Annotated in this window: 24 protein-coding genes; 16 read left to right on the top strand and 8 right to left on the bottom strand. The window is 63.0% G+C overall.

Annotated elements, in window-relative coordinates; all coding sequences use genetic code 11:
* Positions 1-48: 48 nt before the first annotated feature.
* The 4 genes from ACX80Z_RS08560 (at position 49) to ACX80Z_RS08545 (ending at position 2,348) form a co-directional block, all read left to right on the top strand.
* The gene (locus ACX80Z_RS08560) at positions 49-450 is read left to right on the top strand and encodes a phage holin family protein (RefSeq protein WP_019482127.1); all 402 of its coding nucleotides are present in this window, start codon (positions 49-51) and stop codon (positions 448-450) included.
* Positions 451-636: 186 nt separating this feature from the next.
* Positions 637-888 (top strand): hypothetical protein, encoded by a 252-nt coding sequence (locus tag ACX80Z_RS08555; protein ID WP_019482128.1) that lies wholly within the window; start codon positions 637-639, stop codon positions 886-888.
* A 3-nt stretch (positions 889-891) separates the two neighbouring features.
* Positions 892-1,806, top strand: coding sequence for an FHA domain-containing protein (locus tag ACX80Z_RS08550; protein ID WP_024475998.1), 915 nt, complete (start codon positions 892-894; stop codon positions 1,804-1,806).
* Positions 1,807-1,814: 8 nt separating this feature from the next.
* Positions 1,815-2,348, top strand: a complete 534-nt coding sequence (locus tag ACX80Z_RS08545) for a 2'-5' RNA ligase family protein (RefSeq protein ID WP_019482130.1) — start codon at positions 1,815-1,817, stop codon at positions 2,346-2,348.
* On the opposite strand, the gene ACX80Z_RS08540 is transcribed toward ACX80Z_RS08545, so the two are convergent.
* The gene (locus tag ACX80Z_RS08540) at positions 2,345-3,265 is read right to left on the bottom strand and encodes an AEC family transporter (protein ID WP_019482131.1); all 921 of its coding nucleotides are present in this window, start codon (positions 3,263-3,265) and stop codon (positions 2,345-2,347) included. The two genes, ACX80Z_RS08545 and ACX80Z_RS08540, sit on opposite strands and share 4 nt — an antisense overlap.
* Before the next feature lie 98 nt (positions 3,266-3,363).
* Positions 3,364-4,788 (bottom strand): adenylosuccinate lyase, encoded by a 1,425-nt coding sequence (gene purB / locus ACX80Z_RS08535; RefSeq protein WP_459315567.1) that lies wholly within the window; start codon positions 4,786-4,788, stop codon positions 3,364-3,366.
* Between the two features lie 169 nt (positions 4,789-4,957).
* On the opposite strand from purB, the gene ACX80Z_RS08530 reads away from it, so the two are divergent.
* Both ACX80Z_RS08530 and ACX80Z_RS08525 read left to right on the top strand, forming a co-directional pair.
* Positions 4,958-5,266, top strand: coding sequence for a hypothetical protein (locus tag ACX80Z_RS08530; RefSeq protein ID WP_024476001.1), 309 nt, complete (start codon positions 4,958-4,960; stop codon positions 5,264-5,266).
* Positions 5,263-6,591 carry a hypothetical protein gene (locus ACX80Z_RS08525; RefSeq protein WP_459315566.1) on the top strand — a complete coding sequence of 443 codons (1,329 nt, stop codon included), beginning with the start codon at positions 5,263-5,265 and terminating at the stop codon, positions 6,589-6,591. The genes ACX80Z_RS08530 and ACX80Z_RS08525 overlap by 4 nt, the downstream gene beginning before the upstream one ends.
* Here ACX80Z_RS08525 and ACX80Z_RS08520 read toward each other — a convergent pair.
* Complete coding sequence (locus ACX80Z_RS08520) at positions 6,568-6,960, bottom strand: phage holin family protein (protein ID WP_019482135.1); 393 nt, start codon at positions 6,958-6,960, stop codon at positions 6,568-6,570. The genes ACX80Z_RS08525 and ACX80Z_RS08520 overlap by 24 nt on opposite strands.
* 51 nt (positions 6,961-7,011) lie before the next feature.
* Here ACX80Z_RS08520 and ACX80Z_RS08515 point away from each other — a divergent pair, with 51 nt between their 5' ends.
* From ACX80Z_RS08515 to ACX80Z_RS08495, 5 genes are all read left to right on the top strand, one after another.
* A complete protein-coding gene (locus ACX80Z_RS08515) occupies positions 7,012-8,151 on the top strand; it encodes a histidinol-phosphate transaminase (RefSeq protein ID WP_459315565.1) in 1,140 nt (379 codons plus the stop codon).
* A gap of 119 nt (positions 8,152-8,270) precedes the next feature.
* Positions 8,271-9,443, top strand: a complete 1,173-nt coding sequence (pdhA, locus tag ACX80Z_RS08510) for a pyruvate dehydrogenase (acetyl-transferring) E1 component subunit alpha (RefSeq protein ID WP_116777997.1) — start codon at positions 8,271-8,273, stop codon at positions 9,441-9,443.
* Positions 9,444-10,418: an alpha-ketoacid dehydrogenase subunit beta gene (locus ACX80Z_RS08505; protein WP_019482138.1), complete on the top strand. Its 975-nt coding sequence runs from the start codon at positions 9,444-9,446 to the stop codon at positions 10,416-10,418.
* A 9-nt stretch (positions 10,419-10,427) separates the two neighbouring features.
* Positions 10,428-11,822, top strand: a complete 1,395-nt coding sequence (locus ACX80Z_RS08500; RefSeq protein ID WP_459315564.1) for a dihydrolipoamide acetyltransferase family protein — start codon at positions 10,428-10,430, stop codon at positions 11,820-11,822.
* Positions 11,823-11,846: 24 nt separating this feature from the next.
* Positions 11,847-12,083 (top strand): hypothetical protein, encoded by a 237-nt coding sequence (locus ACX80Z_RS08495; protein ID WP_459315563.1) that lies wholly within the window; start codon positions 11,847-11,849, stop codon positions 12,081-12,083.
* Between the two features lie 7 nt (positions 12,084-12,090).
* On the opposite strand, the gene ACX80Z_RS08490 is transcribed toward ACX80Z_RS08495, so the two are convergent.
* Positions 12,091-13,353, bottom strand: a complete 1,263-nt coding sequence (locus tag ACX80Z_RS08490; RefSeq protein ID WP_116777995.1) for an aminotransferase-like domain-containing protein — start codon at positions 13,351-13,353, stop codon at positions 12,091-12,093.
* A gap of 103 nt (positions 13,354-13,456) precedes the next feature.
* Positions 13,457-14,425: a helix-turn-helix transcriptional regulator gene (locus tag ACX80Z_RS08485; protein ID WP_024476007.1), complete on the bottom strand. Its 969-nt coding sequence runs from the start codon at positions 14,423-14,425 to the stop codon at positions 13,457-13,459.
* Between the two features lie 604 nt (positions 14,426-15,029).
* On the opposite strand from ACX80Z_RS08485, the gene ACX80Z_RS08480 reads away from it, so the two are divergent.
* From ACX80Z_RS08480 to ACX80Z_RS08470, 3 genes are all read left to right on the top strand, one after another.
* Positions 15,030-16,028 (top strand): lantibiotic dehydratase C-terminal domain-containing protein, encoded by a 999-nt coding sequence (locus tag ACX80Z_RS08480; RefSeq protein ID WP_019482143.1) that lies wholly within the window; start codon positions 15,030-15,032, stop codon positions 16,026-16,028.
* Positions 16,029-16,077: 49 nt separating this feature from the next.
* A complete protein-coding gene (locus tag ACX80Z_RS08475) occupies positions 16,078-16,269 on the top strand; it encodes a hypothetical protein (protein WP_019482144.1) in 192 nt (63 codons plus the stop codon).
* A 114-nt stretch (positions 16,270-16,383) separates the two neighbouring features.
* Positions 16,384-17,403: a Gfo/Idh/MocA family protein gene (locus ACX80Z_RS08470; protein ID WP_019482145.1), complete on the top strand. Its 1,020-nt coding sequence runs from the start codon at positions 16,384-16,386 to the stop codon at positions 17,401-17,403.
* 1 nt (position 17,404) lies between these two features.
* Here ACX80Z_RS08470 and ald read toward each other — a convergent pair whose 3' ends face one another.
* Complete coding sequence (gene ald, locus ACX80Z_RS08465) at positions 17,405-18,517, bottom strand: alanine dehydrogenase (RefSeq protein WP_019482146.1); 1,113 nt, start codon at positions 18,515-18,517, stop codon at positions 17,405-17,407.
* Positions 18,518-18,796: 279 nt separating this feature from the next.
* On the opposite strand from ald, the gene ACX80Z_RS08460 reads away from it, so the two are divergent.
* Positions 18,797-20,008 (top strand): PucR family transcriptional regulator, encoded by a 1,212-nt coding sequence (locus tag ACX80Z_RS08460; RefSeq protein ID WP_459315562.1) that lies wholly within the window; start codon positions 18,797-18,799, stop codon positions 20,006-20,008.
* A gap of 18 nt (positions 20,009-20,026) precedes the next feature.
* On the opposite strand, the gene ACX80Z_RS08455 is transcribed toward ACX80Z_RS08460, so the two are convergent.
* A complete protein-coding gene (locus tag ACX80Z_RS08455; RefSeq protein WP_459315561.1) occupies positions 20,027-20,431 on the bottom strand; it encodes a helix-turn-helix domain-containing protein in 405 nt (134 codons plus the stop codon).
* A 172-nt stretch (positions 20,432-20,603) separates the two neighbouring features.
* On the opposite strand from ACX80Z_RS08455, the gene ACX80Z_RS08450 reads away from it, so the two are divergent.
* Positions 20,604-20,870 carry a hypothetical protein gene (locus tag ACX80Z_RS08450; RefSeq protein ID WP_019482149.1) on the top strand — a complete coding sequence of 89 codons (267 nt, stop codon included), beginning with the start codon at positions 20,604-20,606 and terminating at the stop codon, positions 20,868-20,870.
* Positions 20,871-20,926: 56 nt separating this feature from the next.
* Here ACX80Z_RS08450 and ACX80Z_RS08445 read toward each other — a convergent pair whose 3' ends face one another.
* A complete protein-coding gene (locus ACX80Z_RS08445) occupies positions 20,927-21,685 on the bottom strand; it encodes an SDR family oxidoreductase (protein ID WP_459315560.1) in 759 nt (252 codons plus the stop codon).
* Positions 21,686-21,689: the final 4 nt, after the last annotated feature.

Here is a 21,689-nt window from a genome sequence, read left to right as displayed (position 1 = left end):
GCAGGATGGGCCTCACCGAAGCGGGTAAGAAGCCTGAGAGAAAGTGAAATGCTCATGATCCGGTTTCTGTTCCATGTCCTCATCAATTTGGTTACTGCGGCCGTCGGTCTACTTCTGGCCGCGTGGCTTGTCCCCGGTGTGACTCTGCAGCTTGCGGGTTTCATCGTCGCCACTCTGGTATTTGCCTTCGCGCAGGGCATCCTGGGGCCATTTGTTTTCAACGTCGCGCGACAGTACGCGTCGCCCATCCTGGGTGGGATAGGGCTGGTGACCACGCTGATCGCCCTTTTTGTCGCCTCCTTCTTTCAGGGAGGGCTGGAGATTCGAGGTGTCTCCGCCTGGGTGCTCGCAACTCTGATCGTGTGGATTGTCACCGCGCTAGGAGGCTGGATCCTCGGAGCGATCTTTCTCAAGAACAGGAGCGCACGGCGCAAAGCTGAAACTCAATAGCGGAATGACCGGTGATGTCGCGATTTCAGGGGAAACGCGGGAAGTGCAGACTGTGGTCAGTAGCTTGGTGAGCTATTGGATTTTGGGGGGTGTTGCCGCTCGGGGTGTCGTACTAAGGTTGGATTGTTAGCGTCAGACGGGTAGAGGGCGTCTGTCATAGTGCACGCTCCAACGAAGGAATCACTCATGACCGAAAACATTTCCCCCGCCAGCCAGGACCACCACAACATCCGGGACTGGGCAGATCTTGCCGAGGAAATGTGGACGTACCTCACCGGCAAGGGCGCAGCCGTAAATTACAGCTTCATCGACATGACCGTCGAGGTACCCCGGGATATTGGTCCCGACGCCCCTCGCGCCACATGGAAGCTGAACGGAACGTTGCGGGTCACAACCAGTGACAACGATGCAGCGGGCTCAGACACCCACCGCAGCTGAGCCATGACCGCAAAGATCCGGTTGGAGATCGATCTCGAATTTTCGGTGACCGAACCAGCAACGCCGGACCGCTCCCCCTCAACCATCAACGGGACCGTCAAGGCGGACGGATCGACCGTCGAGGTGTATCTCGATACGCCCGAGGCTTTTGGCGGGTCTACCCTTCCCAGCCTCGACGCCGTCCGGGAGTTGGCCAAAGCGTTCGCTGACCAGGGCGTTGCCGTATCAGTGTCCGGCCCCAAGGGGAACCTTGTAAGCCTCGGCGCCGTCAAGGTCTCGCGGGCGCAGCGGCTCCTGACCCGGTCACCCCACATCCGGCTGGGATCCCTTAGCGCACTCAAACCCATGGCCAAAAGCGTGCGGGCCTCAGGGAAGTCCGACGCCACCAACCTGCTGCCGCCGTCGACCCCGTTTCCCCTCGTGCCCACGGTGAACCGGAAGATCCGTCGGCGGGTGACCACCACCCACCACACGCCCGGCAGCGGGCGTGCCCGGCTGATCTTCGTCCAGGATTCGGCGACCTGGAATGGGCAGGTGCCACGGGAGTTCAACCTGGGGCCGGTGTCCACCACGATCGGCAGCGGAGACGGTGTCGATCTGGTATTGCCCGGCCTGGACGCCGTGCACGCCGAAGTGGTGCATAACGACGCCGACGAGTACGTACTCATCCCGCATGGACCGGTCAGCGGCAGCGTCAACCCCTCGGGGCCGTCGGTGCTCCGGACCGGGGCGCGCATCCAACTGGGTCAGTGGTGCCTCGCCTATTTCCGTGAGGAGTACGCCGATCATGGGCGGCCATTCGGCGGGCGCAGCGGAGGGGAACTGGCATACCAGCGACCGCAGTTCGATCCGCGCACCGGCAGGACCGAGGGTGACGGCTCAGAAGGCGTCGGGGACTTCCGCCGCCGGCCGCGCTAAACCGCGCGGTGGACAGCATTGAACTGCTGCTCGATGAGGGATCCGAGCAATTCATCCTGCGCGAGTGGGAGGCGCTTCAGGCGGCTGGACTGCCCAGCAGGGCTTCCCACCGTTCTCCACATAACCGTCCGCACATCACCCTCGTAGCCGCACCAGCCATCACCGGCAATCGGGATGAGCAAACAGGGGCAGGTCTGAACCTGCCCCTGGCGTTCACCTGCGGTGGGATGTTGCTGTTCAACGCCGGGCGGAAGGGCTACGTGCTGGCACGGCAGGTGATCTGCACCGCCGAACTGCTGATGCTCCATCGCGGAGTGCACGACGCCGGTGCGGTGGCTGGCGCGGCGCACACCTCGCTGCCCGGCAGGTGGATCCCGCACATTACGCTCGCGAACGCGGTGCCGGGAGAGCAGCTGGCAGCAGCGCTCGACGTCGTCGGCGCACCCATGCCCGAGGGCAGCGTGGTGGGGGCACGGCGCTGGGACAGCCAGGCCAAGACCATCACCTCACTGGCTCATCTCACCAACGCGACGAGCGGCTAGGTCAACAACCAGGCAATCACAATCAGGGCTGGCACCGACAGCATCGACGAAATCAGGATGACGTCCCTCGCGACAGTGATTCCGCGGTTGTATCGGCCAGCGAACAGGAACACGTTCTGGGCGGCGGGCAGGGCGGCCATGACCACCGCGCCAAACACCAGCTCATCATCCAGCTGAAACAGGAAGTTGCTGAGCAGGTAGGCAGTCGCGGGCATGACGAAGGTTTTAATGAGGGTCGCCACGATGACCTCGGTGCGGCCCTCGCTGGCACGCAGCGGGCGGCTCCCCCGCAGCGACATGCCGAACGCCAACAGTACGAGCGGGACCGCCGCCCCGCCCAGCAGCGCCAGCGGTTCCCAGATCAGTTGGGGCACGTCGAGGTCAGCCCATCCGACGGCCAAACCAATGAATGAGGCAACGATCATCGGGTTGCGAAATGGCTGGGTCAGAACGTTTTTGACCGAGGGCTTCCGTCCCGAGGAGAGGTCAAGAATGGTGAGATAGAGCGGAGTCAACAGAAGCAACTGCACCAGCAACACCGGGGCGACGGCCGTCGCGTTGCCCAGCGCGTAGACAGCGATCGGGATGCCGATGTTATTGGCGTTGACGTAGGAGCCTGCCATCGCACCGATGACTGTTTCGGCCGCTGGGCGCCGGAACCAGATCCGGCTCACCACTACATACAAGAGCGCCGCGACCACGGCAGTGATGAGCGCGATTGGCAGGTAGGCGGACAGGACCGACGTAAGGTCAGCGTCCGCGAGAATGGTGAACAGCAGGGCCGGATTGGTGATGAAAAAGGCCGTCTGGGTGAGAGCCTTTACGGTCTCGGGCCCACCGATCCGCAGGCGGGCAGCAATATAGCCCGCCAGGATCACCGCTCCGACAATCGCGAAGCCCGCCAGTACGCCGCTCAAAGGCCCTCCGACCGCAGTTGATGATGGGGAAAGTTCGGATGAGACCCGGGGCCTCGGGGTGCATCCGTCCCGTCGCTGTGGGGGTCGTTCGGTCGGTACTACCTGAGGTGGCCGACGAGCTGTTCAGCGATCCCCGTGTAGGTGGCGGGAGTCAATGCCATCAGTCGGGTCTCCGCCTCGGCTGAAAGCCCCAGGCCGGAAACGAACTCCTGCATCCGGGCGCCATCGACACGCTGTCCACGGGTCAGCTCCTTCAGGCGCTCGTAGGGGTCATCCATACCCGGGACACCGGCGATGCCCTCGGCCCGCATGACCATCTGAACGGCTTCACCGAGTACTTCCCAGTTGGAGTCGAGATCAGCGGCCAGCACTGGACCAGCGACGTCGAGCCGCTCCAGGCCCTTCGCCACATTCGACAGTGCCAACAGCGAGTGACCGAACGCGACACCAATGTTCCGCTGCGAGGATGAGTCGGTGAGGTCACGCTGCCACCGTGAGGTGACCAGGGTGGCCCCCAGTACGTCCAGCAGGGAACAGGAGATTTCGAGGTTCGCTTCGGCGTTCTCGAATCGGATCGGGTTCACCTTGTGCGGCATCGTGGAGGACCCGGTGGCGCCTTCCACCGGAACCTGGGCGAAATACCCGATCGAAATGTAGCTCCACACATCGGTGCAGAAGTTGTGCAGGATCCTGTTGAAACGAGCCACATCCGCGTAGAGCTCAGCCTGCCAGTCGTGGGATTCAATCTGGGTGGTCAGCGGGTTCCAGGTCAGCCCCAGCCTCTCGACGAAATCCCGTGACACCCGCTGCCAATCGGCACCGGGAACGGAGGCGTAGTGGGCGGCGAAGGTGCCGGTCGCACCGTTGATCTTGCCAAGGTACTCAGTGCGTTCGATCCGTTTGAGCTGGCGGTCCAACCGGTGCGCGACGACGGCGAGCTCCTTGCCCAGCGTGGTCGGAGTTGCTGGTTGACCGTGGGTGCGCGAGAGCATGGGTACGGCTGCCGACTCGCGTGCCATTTCAGAGATCTGGGCAGTCAGGGCCCGGGCGGCGGGTAGCCAGACGTTCTCGACGGCACCCTTGATTCCCACGGCGTAGGAAAGGTTGTTGATGTCCTCCGAGGTGCAGCCGAAGTGGACCAGAGGTTTGAGGGCCGATATTCCGATCTCGGGGAGCCGGCGTCCAATGAAGTACTCCACCGCTTTGACATCGTGGACTGTCACCCGTTCCAGTTCGGCGAGCTCGGCGACCGATTCTCCGTCGAAACCGGTCACGATCTCCCGGAGTGCCGCCTCCTGATCGGACGTCAGGGGTGCGGTTCCCGGCAGGACGGCATTGCGGGTGAGGTGGATCAACCACTCCACCTCCACATGGACGCGGTCCCGGTTCAATGCTGCCTCTGAGAGATAGTCGACCAGGGCCGCCACGGCACCGCTGTACCGACCGTCCAGCGGGCCGAGAGCCAGCGGAACGCCCGACTGGGTTGAAGTCGATGCGAGGTTTACTCGGGAAGTATCAGCCATACCCAGATCATTTCACGATCTGGAGGGTGCCTGCTGTCGTGTGACTTGCCCCCGCCTCCAGCCAGCGCACTGCGCCAGCTCACATAGCAACGCTTTCGCCCACGGCTGCCCTGCTGCGGGGGTACCGTTCGAGTGATACAGCCCCGGTTAGGACAGACAGGGAGATTCAATGAACGGTGCGGCTGGGTTACCGTGCGAGCCCTGGGCGACCGACAGTGGCACCGCAGTAGCGCTCAGCGCCCTGGTCCTGCTCCAGGCTGACGCGGTGGATAACGTGGCGTCCCGGATGGTGGAGGTTGCCGACCTTGAGTGGGAATCACCGGCGGGCCGGAACTATCGGGATTACGTTCTGGTCCAGGCGGGAGGAGTGCGCCTGTGCGGTGCACTGTTGCGAGACGCCGCGATCGGTGTCGAATCGTTCGCCGCCACGCTCAGAAGCTTCGAGTACAACCGGTACCTGGCGCAGCAGCTGCCATGAGGGCAACGGGCGACCTTTTGCCAGTCAACCCACCACCGGAACCGGTGGAGTCCAGCATCGTCGTCAACGGTGGAGTAGGAAGCATCAGGTTCCAATGGTCGGAGCTACGGCAGGGAACGGTACGGCTCGGGCTCCTGGCCGACAGCATCAGCGATATCCTCCAGCAGTGCGGGGAGCTCCAATGGCGGCTCCAAATGCTTCTCAAAGAGCAGGACCCGACCGTGCGGGGCGCGGGGGTCGGCGCCGTCGCCGGCCTTGACGATGCGCGGACCGCGCTGGCGGCAGCCGAAGACGAACTGCGGGACACAGCCCAGCGGGTTGAAGCGTGCCGACTGGCCTACGAAGCGGCCGAGGCTATGGCTCGCCTGGCTTCGGCCGCAGCCAGGACCGCTCTGGGCGAGGTCGAACGGGACCTGGCTCGGGCCATCAGCCTCGCCAATGGTGGCGACCTGGCCGAACCCAGTGCGTTGAGCGTGGAACGGCTATCGCCTGTTGCCGGGCTGACACTCGACGGCTCAGTGCCCGCGTTATTGGATCGGGTCCAGGCGGTCAATGCAGACGGACCAGGAGCCTTCGAGGTGCTGAAAGTTCAGGGACCGGAGGGGTCGGTGTTTGTCGTAGTGCTGCCAGGCACCCAGGGGTCGTCCATCACCGCCAGCACCCAGCCCTTCGATCCGACCGGAATCGTCGAGGCGGTCCAGTACGACAGCATGTTTGTCACCGAGGCAGTGGGAGCGGCGCTCGCCGAATCTGGAGCCGTCCCGGGGGACCGGGTGATGGTCGTCGGCTACAGCCAGGGCGGAATGCACGCGGCGAACATTGCCCAGAACCCGGGCTTCGCTGAAACCTACCAGCTTGAGCTGGTGTTGACCGCGGGATCTCCCACCGGCCGGGAACCCTCCGGTGGGGCTCAATACCTGCACCTGGAGCATGCCGACGATTGGGTCCATCAGGTGGATGGCACCTCGAATCCCGACGAACGCGACCGGGTGACGGTGACCCTGCGGGATCCGGTCGCAGGGATTCCCGACGGCGACAAAGGGTTGGGCGCAGCGCACAAGCTGGGCACCTATCTGGCCGGGGCCGAAGCGGTCGAGGCCAGCAGCCACCCCTCAGTGGTAGCGACCGTCGCCACACTCAGGGCTGCGATCGGTACCCGGGTCCCGGCCGAACGGCATGTGTTCATAGCCCACCGCCCATCGGTTGAGGGGCGTACCTCCTCGACTGACCAGCGGCGACGGGGACATCGGTTCACGCCTGGTCCGGCCCCTGAGCCGGGCCGCTCGGTGGGTGGACCCCAGCTACCTGCGAGTGCCAGTGAGTGACCCTGCCACCATCGAGACCACGCTGATGATGAGTGAGCCGAGGACTGCGGTCCAGAAGAAATCGTCAACCGAGAACAGGATTGGGGTGAAAGAGGTCAGCCACGCGGTTAGCATCAGCATGCCTGCGTTGATGATGACGGTGAACAAACCGAGCGTCAGGATGGTGAGCGGGAGGGACAGCAATGCAACGATTGGCCGGACCAGCGCATTGACGATACCGAAAACCAACCCTACGAACAGGTAAGACAACACGACTCCGGTGGTATCCCCACTGGACGCCGCTCCTCCCACCTCGATGCCTGGAAGAAGCCAGGCCGCGACGAAAAGCGCCAGCGCATTAATGAGGATACGCACAATGAACTTCAGCATGACCCAATGCTGTCATAAGGCTCAACCCATGCCCAGCGATAAGCTGGACCTATGACTACACCAGAGCGCCAGGGCGACGACGCCGGGGCACAGGAACCTTCAATCCATCCCCGCAGCGTGTTGGGCCGCCTGCCACGCTATGCGGCCGGCAAGCCGCCGGTCGTTGTCGAGGGCCTGCAGAGCTACAAACTTTCCTCCAATGAGAACCCCCTCCCACCGCTACCGTCGGTGCTAGCGGCGATCGCGTCGCAGACGCACATCAACCGCTATCCAGACCCGATGACCACCGCGCTCCGGACGGCGCTCGCGTCGTTCCTCGCCGTCCCCGCCGATGACATTGTTGCCGGCGCAGGAAGCCTGGGCGCGTTGAACCAGGTCCTGGCCACGTTTGCGGGGCAAAACGACTACGACGCGGCCGATGAAGTGATCTATCCGTGGCGCTCATTCGAGGCGTACCCGATTTGCGTTGGGCTGGCCGGGGCGGCCGGTGTGCAGATTCCACTAAACCAGGATGGAACCCACGACCTCGAGGCAATGCTTGCGGCAATTACTGACAGGACCCGCGTCATCCTGCTGTGCACGCCCAACAACCCCACCGGACCGATCCTCAAGGCGGCCGAGGTCGCCTCGTTCCTGCAGCGGGTGCCGGCGCATATCGTCGTCGTCATCGACGAGGCTTACCAGGAGTTTGTCAGGGACGCCGAGGCAGTGGACGGGCTCGCGATGTACCGGGAGCACCAGAACGTTGTGGTGTTGCGCACGTTCTCCAAGGCGCATGGCCTCGCTGGGCTTCGCGTGGGGTACTCCGTCTCGCAGCCGGAACTGACTCAATATCTCAGGGTGAGCGCCGTGCCGTTTGCAGTCTCCCAGATCGCTGAACAGGCTGCGGTGACCTCCCTGGAGCATTTCGACGAGGTGAGGGAGCGCGTCCAGGGGATTGTCGATGAGCGGACCCGGGTGGTCGAGGGCCTGCGGGAGCTGGGCTGGACTGTGCCCAACGCCGAGGGAAACTTCGTCTGGCTCGCGCTTGGCGACAACACGCCGGAATTCGCGGGACTCGCTGAACAGCGGGCCTTGTCGGTCCGCGCCTTCGGCACCGAGGGGGCCCGGGTGAGTATTGGCGAGCCCGAAGCCAACACCCGTTTCCTTGACCTTTGCGCTGCTTACCCACATGGGCCCGGCCTTTCGTAGAGCGTCATAAATGGGTTGAGCACGATCTCGTGACTAGTGTGGACGAGGTACATGCGCATGAGCGTATGTCCCAGCGATACATTCCATTCAAGGTATATAAGGACGGGGAGGGAGCACGTATGGACGTTGTGCAATCGACCGCAGCCGGGCTGGACAGCAACGGAAACGGCGTGAGTCCGGCCGCTGCTGGATTGGACACCCCGGACATGGTCCAGCTGATGACCGCAGACGGCGATCTGCGGGACGATGCTCGGTTCAGCGACTATGCCCCCGATCCGGACACCTATCAGGGCCTGTACCGGGACATGTTCCTGATCCGTCGGTTCGATCAGGAGTCGACTGCGCTCCAGCGGCAGGGCCAGCTAGCCCTCTGGGTGCCACTGACCGGCCAGGAAGCCGCGCAGATCGGCTCGGGTCGCGCAATGCAGCCACAGGACTATGCCTTCCCCACCTACCGGGAGCACGGCGTGGCACTGACCAGGGGAGTCGACTTACCGGACATCCTCAAGCTGTTCCGCGGGATCACGAACGGTGGCTGGGATCCCCGGAAGCACAACTTCCAGCTCTACACCCTGGTGCTGGCTGCCCAGACCCTGCACGCTGTCGGCTACGCGATGGGTATTCAGCGGGACCGTACCGCCGATCCTGCCGTCCCCGCGGCGGCATCGGTCGCCTATTTCGGGGACGGGGCCAGCTCCGAGGGTGACGTTCACGAAGCGATGGTCTTCGCCGCCTCGTTCAACGCCCCGGTGGTGTTCTTCTGCCAGAACAACCACTGGGCCATCTCGGTGCCCTCGGATGTCCAGACCCGGGTACCCCTGGCCCAGCGCGCCGCGGGCTACGGGTTCCCCGGCATCCGCGTCGACGGCAACGATGTCCTGGCAGTCAGTGCGGTCACCGCCTGGGCGCTGGAACATGCCCGGCAGGGCAAGGGGCCGGTGCTCATCGAGGCGTTCACCTACCGGATGAGTGCCCACACGACAGCCGACGACCCGACCAAGTATCGTGCCTCCGCTGACGAAGAATCATGGCTGGCGCGTGATCCTCTACTCCGGTTGGAAACTTATCTCCGAGCCAACGGCACCGCCGACTCGTTTTTCGAACGACTTGAGGCGGAGGCGGCGGAGCAGGCCGGCCGGCTCCGCCGCGCGGTCCTCGCCATGGAAGCACCCGATCTTAGCCAGCGTTTCGGCACGGCTTATGCCGAGCCGCACCCCCTGGTTCAGGAGGAACTGCGGTTCTGGCAGGACTACGAGGCTGGATTCGCGCCAGAGAAGGATGGAGGTCGCTAGATGCCGGTCATGACCATCGCCAAAGCGATCAACGAGGGCCTCCGCGCCTCGCTGGAGGCTTCCCCGACGACGCTGCTGATGGGCGAAGATATCGGCGCTCTCGGGGGCGTCTACCGCGTGACCGAGGGCCTGAAAGCCGAGTTTGGCGCAGATCGCGTAGTCGATACGCCGCTTGGCGAGTCAGGCATCATCGGGACAGCCATCGGGTTGGCCTTGCGCGGCTATCGACCCGTCTGCGAGATTCAGTTCGACGGGTTTGTTTTCCCGGGGTTTAACCAGATCACCACCCAATTGGCGAAGATGCATGCCCGCAGCGACGGAATGCTCCGAGTTCCGGTGGTCATCCGGATCCCTTATGGGGGCGGGATCGGTAGCGTTGAACACCACTCCGAGTCACCCGAGGCGTTGTTTGCGCACACCGCAGGACTGCGCATCATCACGCCCTCCAACCCCCAGGATGCCTATTGGATGATCCAGCAGGCCATCGAGTGCGACGACCCGGTGATCGTCTTCGAACCGAAACGACGCTACTGGCTCAAGGGGGAGGTGGACCTAACCTCCCCATCCGGGGACCCGTTCACCGCCCACGTGCTGCGTGAAGGCACGGACGCGACAGTGGTGGCGTACGGCCCGCTGGTGCCCGTTGCGCTCGCCGCCGCAGCGGCTGCAGCGGAGGATGGACACAGTATCGAAGTAATCGACCTGCGATCGGTGTCACCGATGGATTTCGACACGGTGACGGCATCAGTCCAAAAGACGGGACGGCTGGTTGTCGCCCATGAAGCGCCCACGTTCGGCGGGATCGGCGGTGAGCTTGCAGCCCGCGTGACCGAACGCGCCTTCCTTTCGCTACAGGCCCCCGTGATGCGGGTAGGAGGCTTCCACCTGCCGTATCCCGTGGCGCGCATGGAAGAGCACTACCTGCCAGATATTGATCGGATCCTCGAATCCGTCGACCGGGCCCTGGCCTACTAGAGGAACCCCATGACACTCAATACGTTTAATCTCCCCGACGTCGGGGAAGGACTCACCGAGGCAGAGATAGTTCAGTGGAAGGTCCAGCCAGGCAGCGTCGTCGCGATCAATGACATCATCGTCGAGATCGAGACAGCCAAATCCCTGGTAGAGCTGTCCTCACCGTACGCGGGCGTCGTCGCGGAGCTTCTAGCCACGGAGGGTGAGACCATCGACGTCGGCTCGCCGATCATCTCTGTAGCGGACGGCGACGACGACGCACCGGCTCCCCAGATGCCCGGCGAGTTATCGACCCCGCCGGCGACCACTCATCCATCAGCCGCAACGGACGCGTCAGCCACCAGCGGCTTTGGATCCGACAGCGGACAGCACGCGGGCGCCCAGGAGCCACCGGAGGTCGGCCCACTGGTGGGAACCGGCCCGAAAGCTGATGCGGTGAAGCGGCGGCCTCGACGGGCTGACGCAGAGCCAATGCAGGCTCCAACTCCGCAGTCCGCCCCGCCGGCTGACGGGGCGCAGCCAGCCAACCGGGTGCTGGCCAAACCGCCGGTTCGGAAGGCGGCCCGCGATCTCGGAATCAACCTGTCCGATGTCGAAGGGACTGGCCGCTCGGGTGAGGTGACCAAGCGGGATCTCATGAGCTACCAGGCGCAGCGCGACGCAGAACAGGACGGCGCCAATACCTTCTGGGAAGCGACCCAAAAGCCTCAGGATCAGCGGATTGAACGTGTGCCCGTCAGAGGTGTCCGCAAGGCGACCGCGAAGGCGATGGTGGACAGCGCCTTCTCGGCGCCGCACGTCAGCATCTTCGTGGACGTGGACGCCTCCCGCACCATGGAGTTCGTGAAGCGGCTCAAGGCTTCCCGGGACTTCGAGGGAATCAAGGTGTCGCCCCTGCTCATTCTGTGCAAGGCAGTCATCTGGGCCGCCGCCCGCAACCCGTCGGTCAATGCGACCTGGGCCGGTGACGAGATCCTCGTCAAGCACTTCATGAACCTGGGCATCGCTGCCGCTACTCCTCGCGGACTGATGGTTCCGAACATCAAGGATGCGCAGGACCTGACGTTGAAGGAACTCGCGATCGCCCTCAATGAGCTGGCGACCACTGCTCGTGCGGGAAAGACGCAACCAGCCCAGATGCAGGGCGGGTCTCTCACAGTCACGAACATCGGCGCACTCGGGATCGATACAGGGACGCCAATCATCAACCCGGGAGAGGTTGCAATCGTGGCCTTCGGCACGATCAAGCAGAAACCGTGGGTGCTGGACGGGGAAGTTATCCCACGGTGGATCACCACATTGGGGGGATCGTTCGACCACCGGGTGGTGGATGGCGACCTCAGCGCACGCTTCATGGCCGACGTCGCCTCCATCCTGGAGGAGCCTGCGCTGCTGCTCGACTGAGGTTGTGCCCTAGGCTGGTTTCCGATGCCAAATAACCCCAGTCCGAGCCAGCGCCCCGACCGAGAAAATTCGGGGGCGCCGTCGCCCACCGGTTCCTACCTCAAGCGGCTGTTGCCCATGCTGCTCGCCGCGTTCATCGGCTCAACCCTGCTGCAGTGGCTCTTCCCGGAACTGAACTTCGTGGTCCGGTTGCTGATTCTTGCCGTCCTGCTGCTGGCGGTCTCGGTTGTCCTGGACCGGTTGCGTTCCCGCAACAGGTAGCCTCCGCTTACGCATGATTCGATGCGATCGCTTCCTGGAGGATCGGGGCAAGACGCTCGATTCCCGTGACGATGTCCTCGCTGGAGACTGCGCTGAAGGCAAGCCGCAGCTTGTTCGACGGGGCATCGGAGGGGGTGAAAGCGGCACCGGGAATGAACACCACCCCCGCGTCGATTGCCTTGTACAGCAGGGGGTAGGTGTCGATCCCTTCGGGCAGGGTTACCCAGATAAAGAAGCCCCCATCGGGACGCGTCCACGACACCGACGCTGGTAGGTGCTGCGCCAGGGCACTCAGCATGGTCGAACACCTCTCGCTGTACAAGGCTCGCGTGGTCTCAAGATGACCCAGCCAGTCGTAATCGCTGAGATAGGCCGAAACCAGCATCTGGGTCAGCGGGGATGGACAAAGCACCACAGCTTCGCACGCCAGATAGAACCGCCGATGCAGGTGCCTGGGCACCAACGCCCAGCCGAGCCGCACCCCGGGGGCGAAAATTTTGGAGAAGGACCCCAGATAAATGACGTCGTCGGGGTTGCCTTCGCGCAGCGGGGTCAGCGGCTTGCCATCAAAGCGCAGCAGGCCGTACGGGTTGTCCTCCAGCACGAGGATGTTGTGTTTTTTGCAGATGTCGACAATGACCTGACGGCGACTGGCCTTCAGGGTAATCCCGCTCGGGTTGTTGAAGCTGGGGATGGTGTAGAGGGCCTTGATGGTTCGGCCCTCCGACTGTAGTTCGGTGATCCGCTGTTCGAGGGCTTCGGGGATCAGGCCGTCGTCGTCCATGGCCACCGCCTGGACATCCACTTGGTATGCCTCGAAGGTGTTGAGCGCTCCGACATATGTGGGGTCCTCACACAGGATCACATCGCCTGGGTTGCAGAAAACCTTGGCGGCGACGTCCTGCGCTGACTGCGATCCGGTTGTGACCACGAGGTCTGCCGGGTCGGCGTCGGTAATTCCCTCGGCCGCCATGACCTCGCAGATCTGTTGGCGAAGCTTTTCCATCCCCTGGCCACCGCCGTATTGCAGCGCCTCCAGGCCGTGCTCGGCGATGATCCGTTGGGCAGTGTCGCCAAGCTCCTTCAGGGGAAGCGAACGCAGGTAGGGGCTTCCTCCGGCGAGCGACACCAGCCCGGGTTGGATTGAAATGTCGAAGACATCGCGCACCGCAGACTGTTTGATGTTCGCAGCCCGATCGGAGAATAGAGCCTCGTGTCGATGAGCTGAATCAACTGCGCGGACCAGCGCTGCTTCGGTTTCGGCCGGCATGGTCGTTGGGTCAAGTTTTGCCTGTGAGTTCACTCACGCAGTCTAAGGCAGGGGTTAACTAATGAGCAACGGGTGTTGCCTGTTGTAGGTATTCTCCCTGTGGTCAGATCCAGCCCGCATCGCGGGCCTTCGCGCCCGCCTGGAATCGACTGTCAGCCTTCAATGCCTCGAGCATCCAGGCAATGTGCCGTCTGCACGTGCGTACACTGAGATCGAGGCGCCGGGCAATAACCTCATCCGAGTAGCCGGCAGCGAGGCCCGCAAGAATTGCCTGCTGGGTTCCATTGAGCGGCGACACCGTATCCTCCTCCGTTGGAAACGGCTCGGCGAACTCCCAGGTGAAGTTGAAGAACCGAATGAAGACGTTCACCAGGTTAGGGTCGCGGATCATCATCGCGGCCTTGTCGTCGCTCGTCAGCTGCCGAGCCACCACAGCGAGTTTCCGGTCGAAAATCAGCATCCTGAATGGCACCGACGGCAAAGTGCGGAACTCGCCGCCCTCCGCAGCAATCGCTTTCACCGCCTTGCGGGTCGGCATGTGGTCGCGGGTACTGAGGTCGTAGAGGTTCCTGCGGTTCACGCCCTGCTTCAGCAGGTCGACGTCCTTCCTGACGTTCTCCTCCTGGAAATCTGCATTCGCGCCCTGGCCGGGGACAGCCATCAACACGTGCTCGGAAACGTCCCGACCATACTCGATCAACACCCGTTGAATCAGGTGCGGGTCCTCGAGCACCTCAACCGATGCGCTGGAGAGGACGTCCCTGCGGGCTTCGAGGTAGAGGGGAACCAGGCCGGATAGCTCGAGGCGCCTGGTGTTGATCCGACTCTTCAAGTCCTGGACGAGGCGCTCGTCAGCGTCAACCAGATCGGCCAGCGCGACGTCGGGCGAAATCGCGACGAACGCGTCCGAATCCGCTGCATGTGAGCTGAGCAGCTTCCGCTCACTGAGCTGGTTCGTCGCGGAATCAATGTCCCTCAGGGTGTAACCAAGGGCCTCCGAGGCACCCTGACGCGTCCATCCGGGGTGGGCGACGGCGTAGCGGTAGAGCTCTAGACCTAGTCCGTCGAGCATGAACATTCCTCCCCGGTATGGCGGCACACCTGCCTGTAGCCTACCGACCCGTTTCCTCGCGGGGCGATTCGGTTGTGCAGCGCCGCCTGGTAGGTCGATCATGGCGCTGTAAAACATGACATGTCCACTTTATGACACAGTGCTTGATGCCTGTCGCGGTTCCGCCCCAGGAGCGGATTTCCCTTGGACGGGTGCGGGTATTGGGGTCTTGCGAGCGTTGGTTGCGCCGGCAGAAATCTGCCATTTAGTCATCTTTAGGCCATGTCCAGAACAGGGTGGTTATCTGGCTGGACATCGATAGAGCCAGCGGCTCATGGTTGTGGGTATCGGCATCACTTCCGCCGACGCACCACCACATGTGGCCACTCAAGGGGGGTTCTCGTGAAAAAGATTGTCGGCACAGTAGCCGGTCTTCTAGTCGTCATGAGTGTCGTTGCCTCTACCAGTCCCGAGCTCAGCGCGGCGAACTGGGAATGGCCTAAAACGGTGATGGCAGACAACTGGGAGTGGCCGAAATAGCAGGTTGTTTTGACCGATTCCCGTCGGGATGGCAGCACTTAGACTCGCCCCAGTGGCGGTGACCAACATCCGGAAGGAGAGAGCTATGAGTCAGCTGGTTGCAGTTCGAAACGCCTCACGAACCGCCAACAGCACTCAATGGTGGCATCTCTCGCTCTTTACCGGTGGCTTCGATGTAGCGGACGGCATCATTGAAGATCTGGTCGCCCCACTGGCGGCGCAGGCTCAGCTTTTGGGGGCCAGCCGTTGGTTCTTCACCCGGGGTGAGGAACCAACGGTGCCTCAGGTGCGGCTACACGTTCTTGCCAGTCCCGCCGCAATTGCCAGTCTTCAGACCTCGCTTGCCACCTTCCGGGCCCGGGCCACCGCGGGGGACCTGGGCGGCGCAAACCCCAGCGCTGTGGCTGGGTTGCACGTCCGGCAGTACCTCTCCTCACCAGCGGGCAGCCAGCTGCCCCCGGGCTCCGATAAATCCAGTGGCAATGAGATCAGAAGGAAGCTGGAAGCCGACCTCGAGAAGTACGGTGGGGTTGCAGGTCTCCAACTTGCTGAAGAGGTCTTCGAACTCTCCTCCGAGCTGGCCACATGGGCCAGCCGACGTTTCCCCAAGATGCACAACCGATCGGCGTTCGGTGCGCTGATCCTTTTCGACTCTGCACGGAGCATGATGAAAGGCCCACGATCTGCTGGTTGGCCTGACCGGCGGCGAATCAGCTGGGACTTTTATTGGAACAGTCACCTCAGAACCTGCACCGCTGACCTGGGCCCCCGCGCGGTGGGCGTCCGTGAGGCCCTGGCGGCACAGGTGGAGGTCCGGGCTTCAGCCTTTCACGGCTTGATGGCGGCCACCGCTGCCGAATCTGCGGCGCATAACTGGCGTCGCAGATGGTCCCGCGGGATCGACAATTATCTTTACCGCGCCGACAAGGCCCAGGTGAGCCGCAGCGCTCAGCACCTGACCGTTTACCAGGCGCACCTGACGCTGAATCGGCTGGGCTTTTCTACCCGTGAAGAGGCAGTCCTCGGTCTGTACGCCCGGTCATGGGGCATCGAACGCGAGTCACCCACTTACCGACAGAATTAGGCCAGACCCAGACCCGACCAGCAGGGCACCACGGAAGGATTAGAGCACCATGGCGATTAGCAATGATGTCATCCTGGCAACCGATGTGCGGGAACTCAGTGAGGCTCTGGGGTGCTCACCGGACACCCTTGAGGACATGCTGGTGCAGGGTGTGCTCGCTTCCCGTGGCGAATTGTGGGAGGTTGGACCGGCCAGGGACTACCTGCGCGATGCCGCCTGGGCGGACAGCCTCTGGTCCTGACTGCCTCTGGTTCTGACTGCCTCTGATTCTCACTGCGGGCGGTGTTCATTGCGGCTGAGGTTTATCGAACAGTCGAGGATCGAAGGGTTTAACTCCGCCCGGTAGGCTGAGCCCATGACGACAATCCGAACAGCAGTCTTCGGCTACGGCCTTGGTGGACGCGTGTTTCATGCCCCTTTCATCCACGCTAACCCGCGGTACTCACTCGATATCATCGTCACTTCCGACCCAGCCAGGAAAGCCGAAGCCGAGGTGCGGTATCCGGGTGTCCGCGTAGTACCAACTGCCGCGGACGCCTTCGCCCTGGCTGGTCAGCTCGATCTGGCCGTGATCAGCACTCCGCCGGCCACTCACGTTCCGCTGGCTCAAGCGGCCCTGGAGGCTGGGCTCGCTGTCGTCGTCGACAAGCCCTTCGTCGTCGACACGGCGGATGGTCTGCGGCTCATCGAACTGGCGCGGTCTCGTGGGACGGTGCTGAGCGTTTTTCAGAACCGAAGGTGGGATGGCGATTTCCTGACCGCCCGGAAGCTCATCGACGACGGCGCCCTCGGGACGGTACGCCGCTTCGAGTCCCGCATGGAGTCCTTCAAACCTGTGGTGTCCAAACCGTGGAAGGGGGCGGTCGCCGGTGAGGGCGGCGGCATACTCTACGATCTGGGACCGCACCTGATCGACCAGGCGTTGCAGCTATTCGGGCCCGCGGAGCTGCAATACGCCGAGCTTGCCGCGCACCGCGGCGACGGTGGGCCGGATGACGATGCGTTCCTCGCCCTGCGGCACGCCAGCGGGACCATCAGCCACCTGTGGATGAACGCCCTGGCACCGCAGGCCGCCCCCCGGTTCCGTATCGTTGGATCCCAGTCGGCCTATTCGAAGTGGGGTGTTGACGTGCAGGAACCGTCGATCATCGCGGGAATGCTCCCCACAGATTCCCTTTATGGAGTCGAGGATGAACTCGCCTGGGGGCTCCTGGGGTTCGACGCCGACGCTACCAAGGTGCGCACGGAGAAGGGCGCTTACCCGCGGTTTTACGAGCTGATGGCCTCAGCCGTGCTCGATGGTGCACCGGTGCCCGTAGATCCGCAGGACAGCATTGCTGCCCTGCGGATCATTGAGGCAACCCACCTCCGCTGAGTCAGACCAGTTCTCGCCAGTCAGCGGCGAGGTCGAGGCCGTGAGCTTCGGAAACAGAATGGTGTGCAACCCGTCCACCGGCAATATTCAGGCCATGCGCCAGTGCGGCGTCGGACTCAAACGCAGCCCGGACCCCGCGGTTCGCCAGTGCGACCGCATAGCGGAGCGTCACATTGGTGAGTGCGTAGGTTGAGGTGTTGGGCACTGCGCCCGGCATGTTCCCCACACAGTAGAACAGCGAGTTGTGCACGGTGAAGGTGGGATTCTCGTGCGTGGTCACATGTGAATCCTCGAAGCAACCACCCTGGTCCACAGCGATATCCACAAGGACGCTTCCCGGTTTCATCCGGGAAACCATTTGGTTCGTCACGAGCTTCGGAGCACGGGCACCGGGGATCAGGACAGAACCAATCACCAGATCAGCGTCCAACACTGCTCGCTCGATTTCAAAGGCATTTGAGGCGACGGTCTTGACCCGGCCCGCGTAGAGGGCGTCCAACTCGCGCAACCGGCCAATGTTGATGTCGAGAATGGTGACTTCAGCGCCAGTGCCCACCGCCATCGCTGCCGCATTTGTGCCGGCTACGCCGGCGCCGAGGACAACTACCTTCGCTGGGCGTACTCCGGGGACCCCTCCGAGGAGTAGACCGGGGCCACCAGCAGGAGCGGTCAGGACCTGAGCTCCCACCTGTACCGACAGTCGACCGGCAACCTCGGACATCGGTGCCAGCAGGGGCAGCGCGCGCCCGTCCTGAACCGTTTCGTAGGCAATCGCCGTTACGCCCGCGTCCAGCAGTGCCCGGGTCAGCTCGGGTTCCGCCGCAAGGTGGAGGTAGGTGAAGAGAATCAGACCCTCGCGGAACCGGTGATACTCCTCGGCGATCGGCTCCTTGACCTTGAGCACCAGGTCCGCCCGGGACCACAATTCGTCGGCAGAGGTGACAATCTCCGCGCCGGCTGCAGAGTACTCATCGTCGGTAATGTATGAACCGACTCCAGCGTCTTTTTCAATCAGGACTGTATGCCCGTTGGTACGGAGCTCATGCACCCCTGAGGCGGTGATGGCCACGCGGAACTCGTTGTTTTTGACTTCTTTAGGAACGCCGACGATCACGGGATTCTCCGTTCACTCTCAAGGTGCGGTGAGGTGGCTTATAGCCAGGTCCCTAGCCTACGGACAACCAGGAGCCTTCGGGCAGCCCCCCGGTCGTGCTAGATCGTCGCCCGGGGACGGATGATGGCCCGACTGGGTCAACGATCCCTGTGGATGCGGGCCCGGTGCGGAATGTGACCTGGTTCACTACCATACGAACAGCAGCTAACGACGTCGACAAGTGTCGACCTTTTGCGCATCAATTGTCTCCTTGGTGACGCCGCCCAGTAGCATTAGGCAATGCAGCCAGACGGGGTCGACGCGGCCGTCGAAGCGATAGCCGCCCGGCTGAACCGCGGCCTGTCTCTTGAAGATCTCGACGGCGTGCTGCTGGCGTACAGCAGCCACCAATCCGCTGCTGACCGGGTCAGGGTCAATTTCCTGCTGAGCAAGAAGGTGCCTGCCGACGTCAGCCAATGGCAATTGCAGCACGGCATCTCATCGGCAGTCCGTCCAGTGGTGCTGCCAGCCAACCCGTCGCTAGGGATGCTCGGACGAGTCTGCGTTCCCTTGCTGGTCCGAGGGTTCCGGGTGGGCTACCTCTGGGTGCAGCAGGAGGCAAACGAGACGACCCCCGAGGCCATTCTCGACCAGCTCCCGGATGTGCGTGCTGACATGGATCGACTTGCATCACTACTACTGGAAGGCAACACGGCAGCCTCCGAACACCGGCGCAAGAGGGAAAGCATCTTTCTGGCGGCCTGTGACGGGACCGAGGCTGGTACCGACGAGCTGGCTGGTTGGCCCGAGCTTCACAACACTGCTCCCTGGCAGGTAGCGGTGCTCTACGCCCAGAACGATCTGCCCGAACCCGCCGACCCCCACGCGAGCCTGCTGACCCACCGCACTGCCGCCCTGCAGGCCACCGTCGGTGTGAGGTCGGTGCTGTTCAGCGCCGGGACTCCGGCCATCGCCGTGCTGCTCCTCACCGGTGACGTGGGCGGCGGCGAATACGCTGAGATCCTTCGCCGATACGATCAGGAACAAGCCAAGCGTGAAGGCGGTGCTGTGGGGCGTGCCCTGCTGGGGCTGAGCGAACGGGTGCTTGATCTACGGGAGCTGCCAAAGGCTTTCAGCCAGGCACGCCACGCCGTCCAGGCGTCGGCGGTCGATGGAGGGCTCGGTCTGATCACTGAATACCGGGCCACCGGGTGCTATCAGTTCCTAGCCGCCGGAGGGTGGCAGCTGACATCCGCCAAGTCGGTCCACTTCGCCGAAATTGAGGAGCAGGATAAAAACTCTGAACTACTGCCCGTCCTGGAATTGCTTTACGACAAGAACGGGTCGGTTCAGGATGTAGCCGCGCAACTGCACCTACACCGCAGTAGTGTCTACAACCGGCTGGCTCGAATCCGGTCGATCATTGGCGCGGACCCGCTGGGCGGTCACGTGCGGCTGGAACTCCATTTAGCCCTCAAGGCGCGGAAATGGTCACGGCGTCCCAGGATCTAATCCGGTATTGGCAGTCTGTTAGCTGTCCGTAATTGATCGCGGCGACTCTCCGCGATTGTCTGATTTCTGCGTGGCCAGCCACTTGGTAATGTCCTGGGATCTAATTCGTCGATGGGTGCCGCGATATTCGACCGGAATAATCCCAGCATCAGTGAGATTTCGTAAATAGGTGTGGGAAATTCCAGCTGCCGCCGCGGCCTGTGAAGTGGTCAGGGTCTCGGCAGCGGAGGTGGTGGTGACGGCGTCACCGGCAGCAAGCCGGCGCAGGACGTCGACGACAGCATCCCGGGCGGCAGGTGGCAGTTTCACCGCGGTGCCGTCAACAAATACGGTGACGTCAGCGGTTTCGGCGAGGGCACGTTTTAACGGTGCTGCATCGGCTGGGCGAAGGGCCTCGGTGGTGTGGGGGCTGCGGATGACCATTCCTCTATTCTGCCAAGGCCTGTCAAAAGTGAAAGTTTCAACAGAATTCGTTAATCCAGTGGTGACGACAGGCTCTTCCCCAAATGTCGTGAGAGGACTAGGGTGGGGTCCACTCATAAGGGGACGGAATTAACCGGAGCTTAATTATTCACTGGCTGGAGTGGTGATTCCCATGGCAATATTCAATCCATACGAGTCCGAGCGGACCCGAGTGCCCGCAGGCGATGTCAGGGAACGTGACCCGGGCCTGCCCTGGTGCTCCGAATGCGACACCGACGAGTTCCTGATGTATGAGGATTTCGTCCCGGCGCGTCGTCCCGCGGGGGGTGGTCACCTTGTTGCAGCGAGCGTCAATTACTCCTGCTCTGTTTGCGGGAGGTTTAACGGGCACGAGGTGCCGGACTCCTGGAACCCGCCCAACTGGTTCTGGTACTCCTGACGGCGCTGCACCTCCTGGCGGTAGCCGCACCGCCCAGAGGCCAAAAGGCGCCCGGGTCAGCCGCGGCCGACGAAGGGCATCCCGCTCGCGGTGATGAGCAACGACCCGACCGATGCAGAGGCCGGCAGTTGAGCCATCAAAAGGACCGCCCGGGCTGCCTCTGCCACGGGGAAGGTGGGCTCCGGTCGGCGGGAGCCGTCTGCTTGTAACGCGCCGCCGTTGACGCCGATGGTGTCCATGAGTTGGGTGTGGGCGTTCCCGATGTCGATTTGGCCGCAGGTGATGCCGAAGGGGCGTCCATCCAGCTCGATCGACTTGGTCAAGCCAGTAATCGCATGCTTGGTGGTTGTATAGGCGACCGACAATGGGCGGGGTGAATGAGCCGAAATGGACCCGTTGTTGATGATCCGCCCACCCGGTGGCTGCTGGCTCTTCATCAGTCGAACAGCGGCTGCGGCACACAGGAACGCGCCGGTGATATTGACCGCAACGGTGTCGGCCCACTCTGTCAGCTGAATCTCGTCAACGGCGCCCGTAGGACCGAACACGCCCGCATTATTGAAAAGTACCGACAGGGCCCCGAACTCCTGCTGGACGTAGTAAAACAGTCGGTCGACATCGTCGGGCCGGGTAACATCGGTGGACACCACATGGGCGTGGGGATGCCCGTCTGCGGTCTCTTCAAGGGCAGCTTGTCTCCGGCCCGCCAGGACGACGTCGAACCCGGCGGTGAGAAACTCTCGGGCCACGGCACGCCCAATGCCCGAGCCTGCGCCTGTCACGACTGCGGTGGGCGTACTGGGTGTTACGTCCATCTGT

This window comes from Arthrobacter sp. TMT4-20, assembly GCF_054510775.1.
Note: the sequence above shows the minus strand (reverse complement) of the source record. Positions and strands in the feature narration are given on the sequence as shown.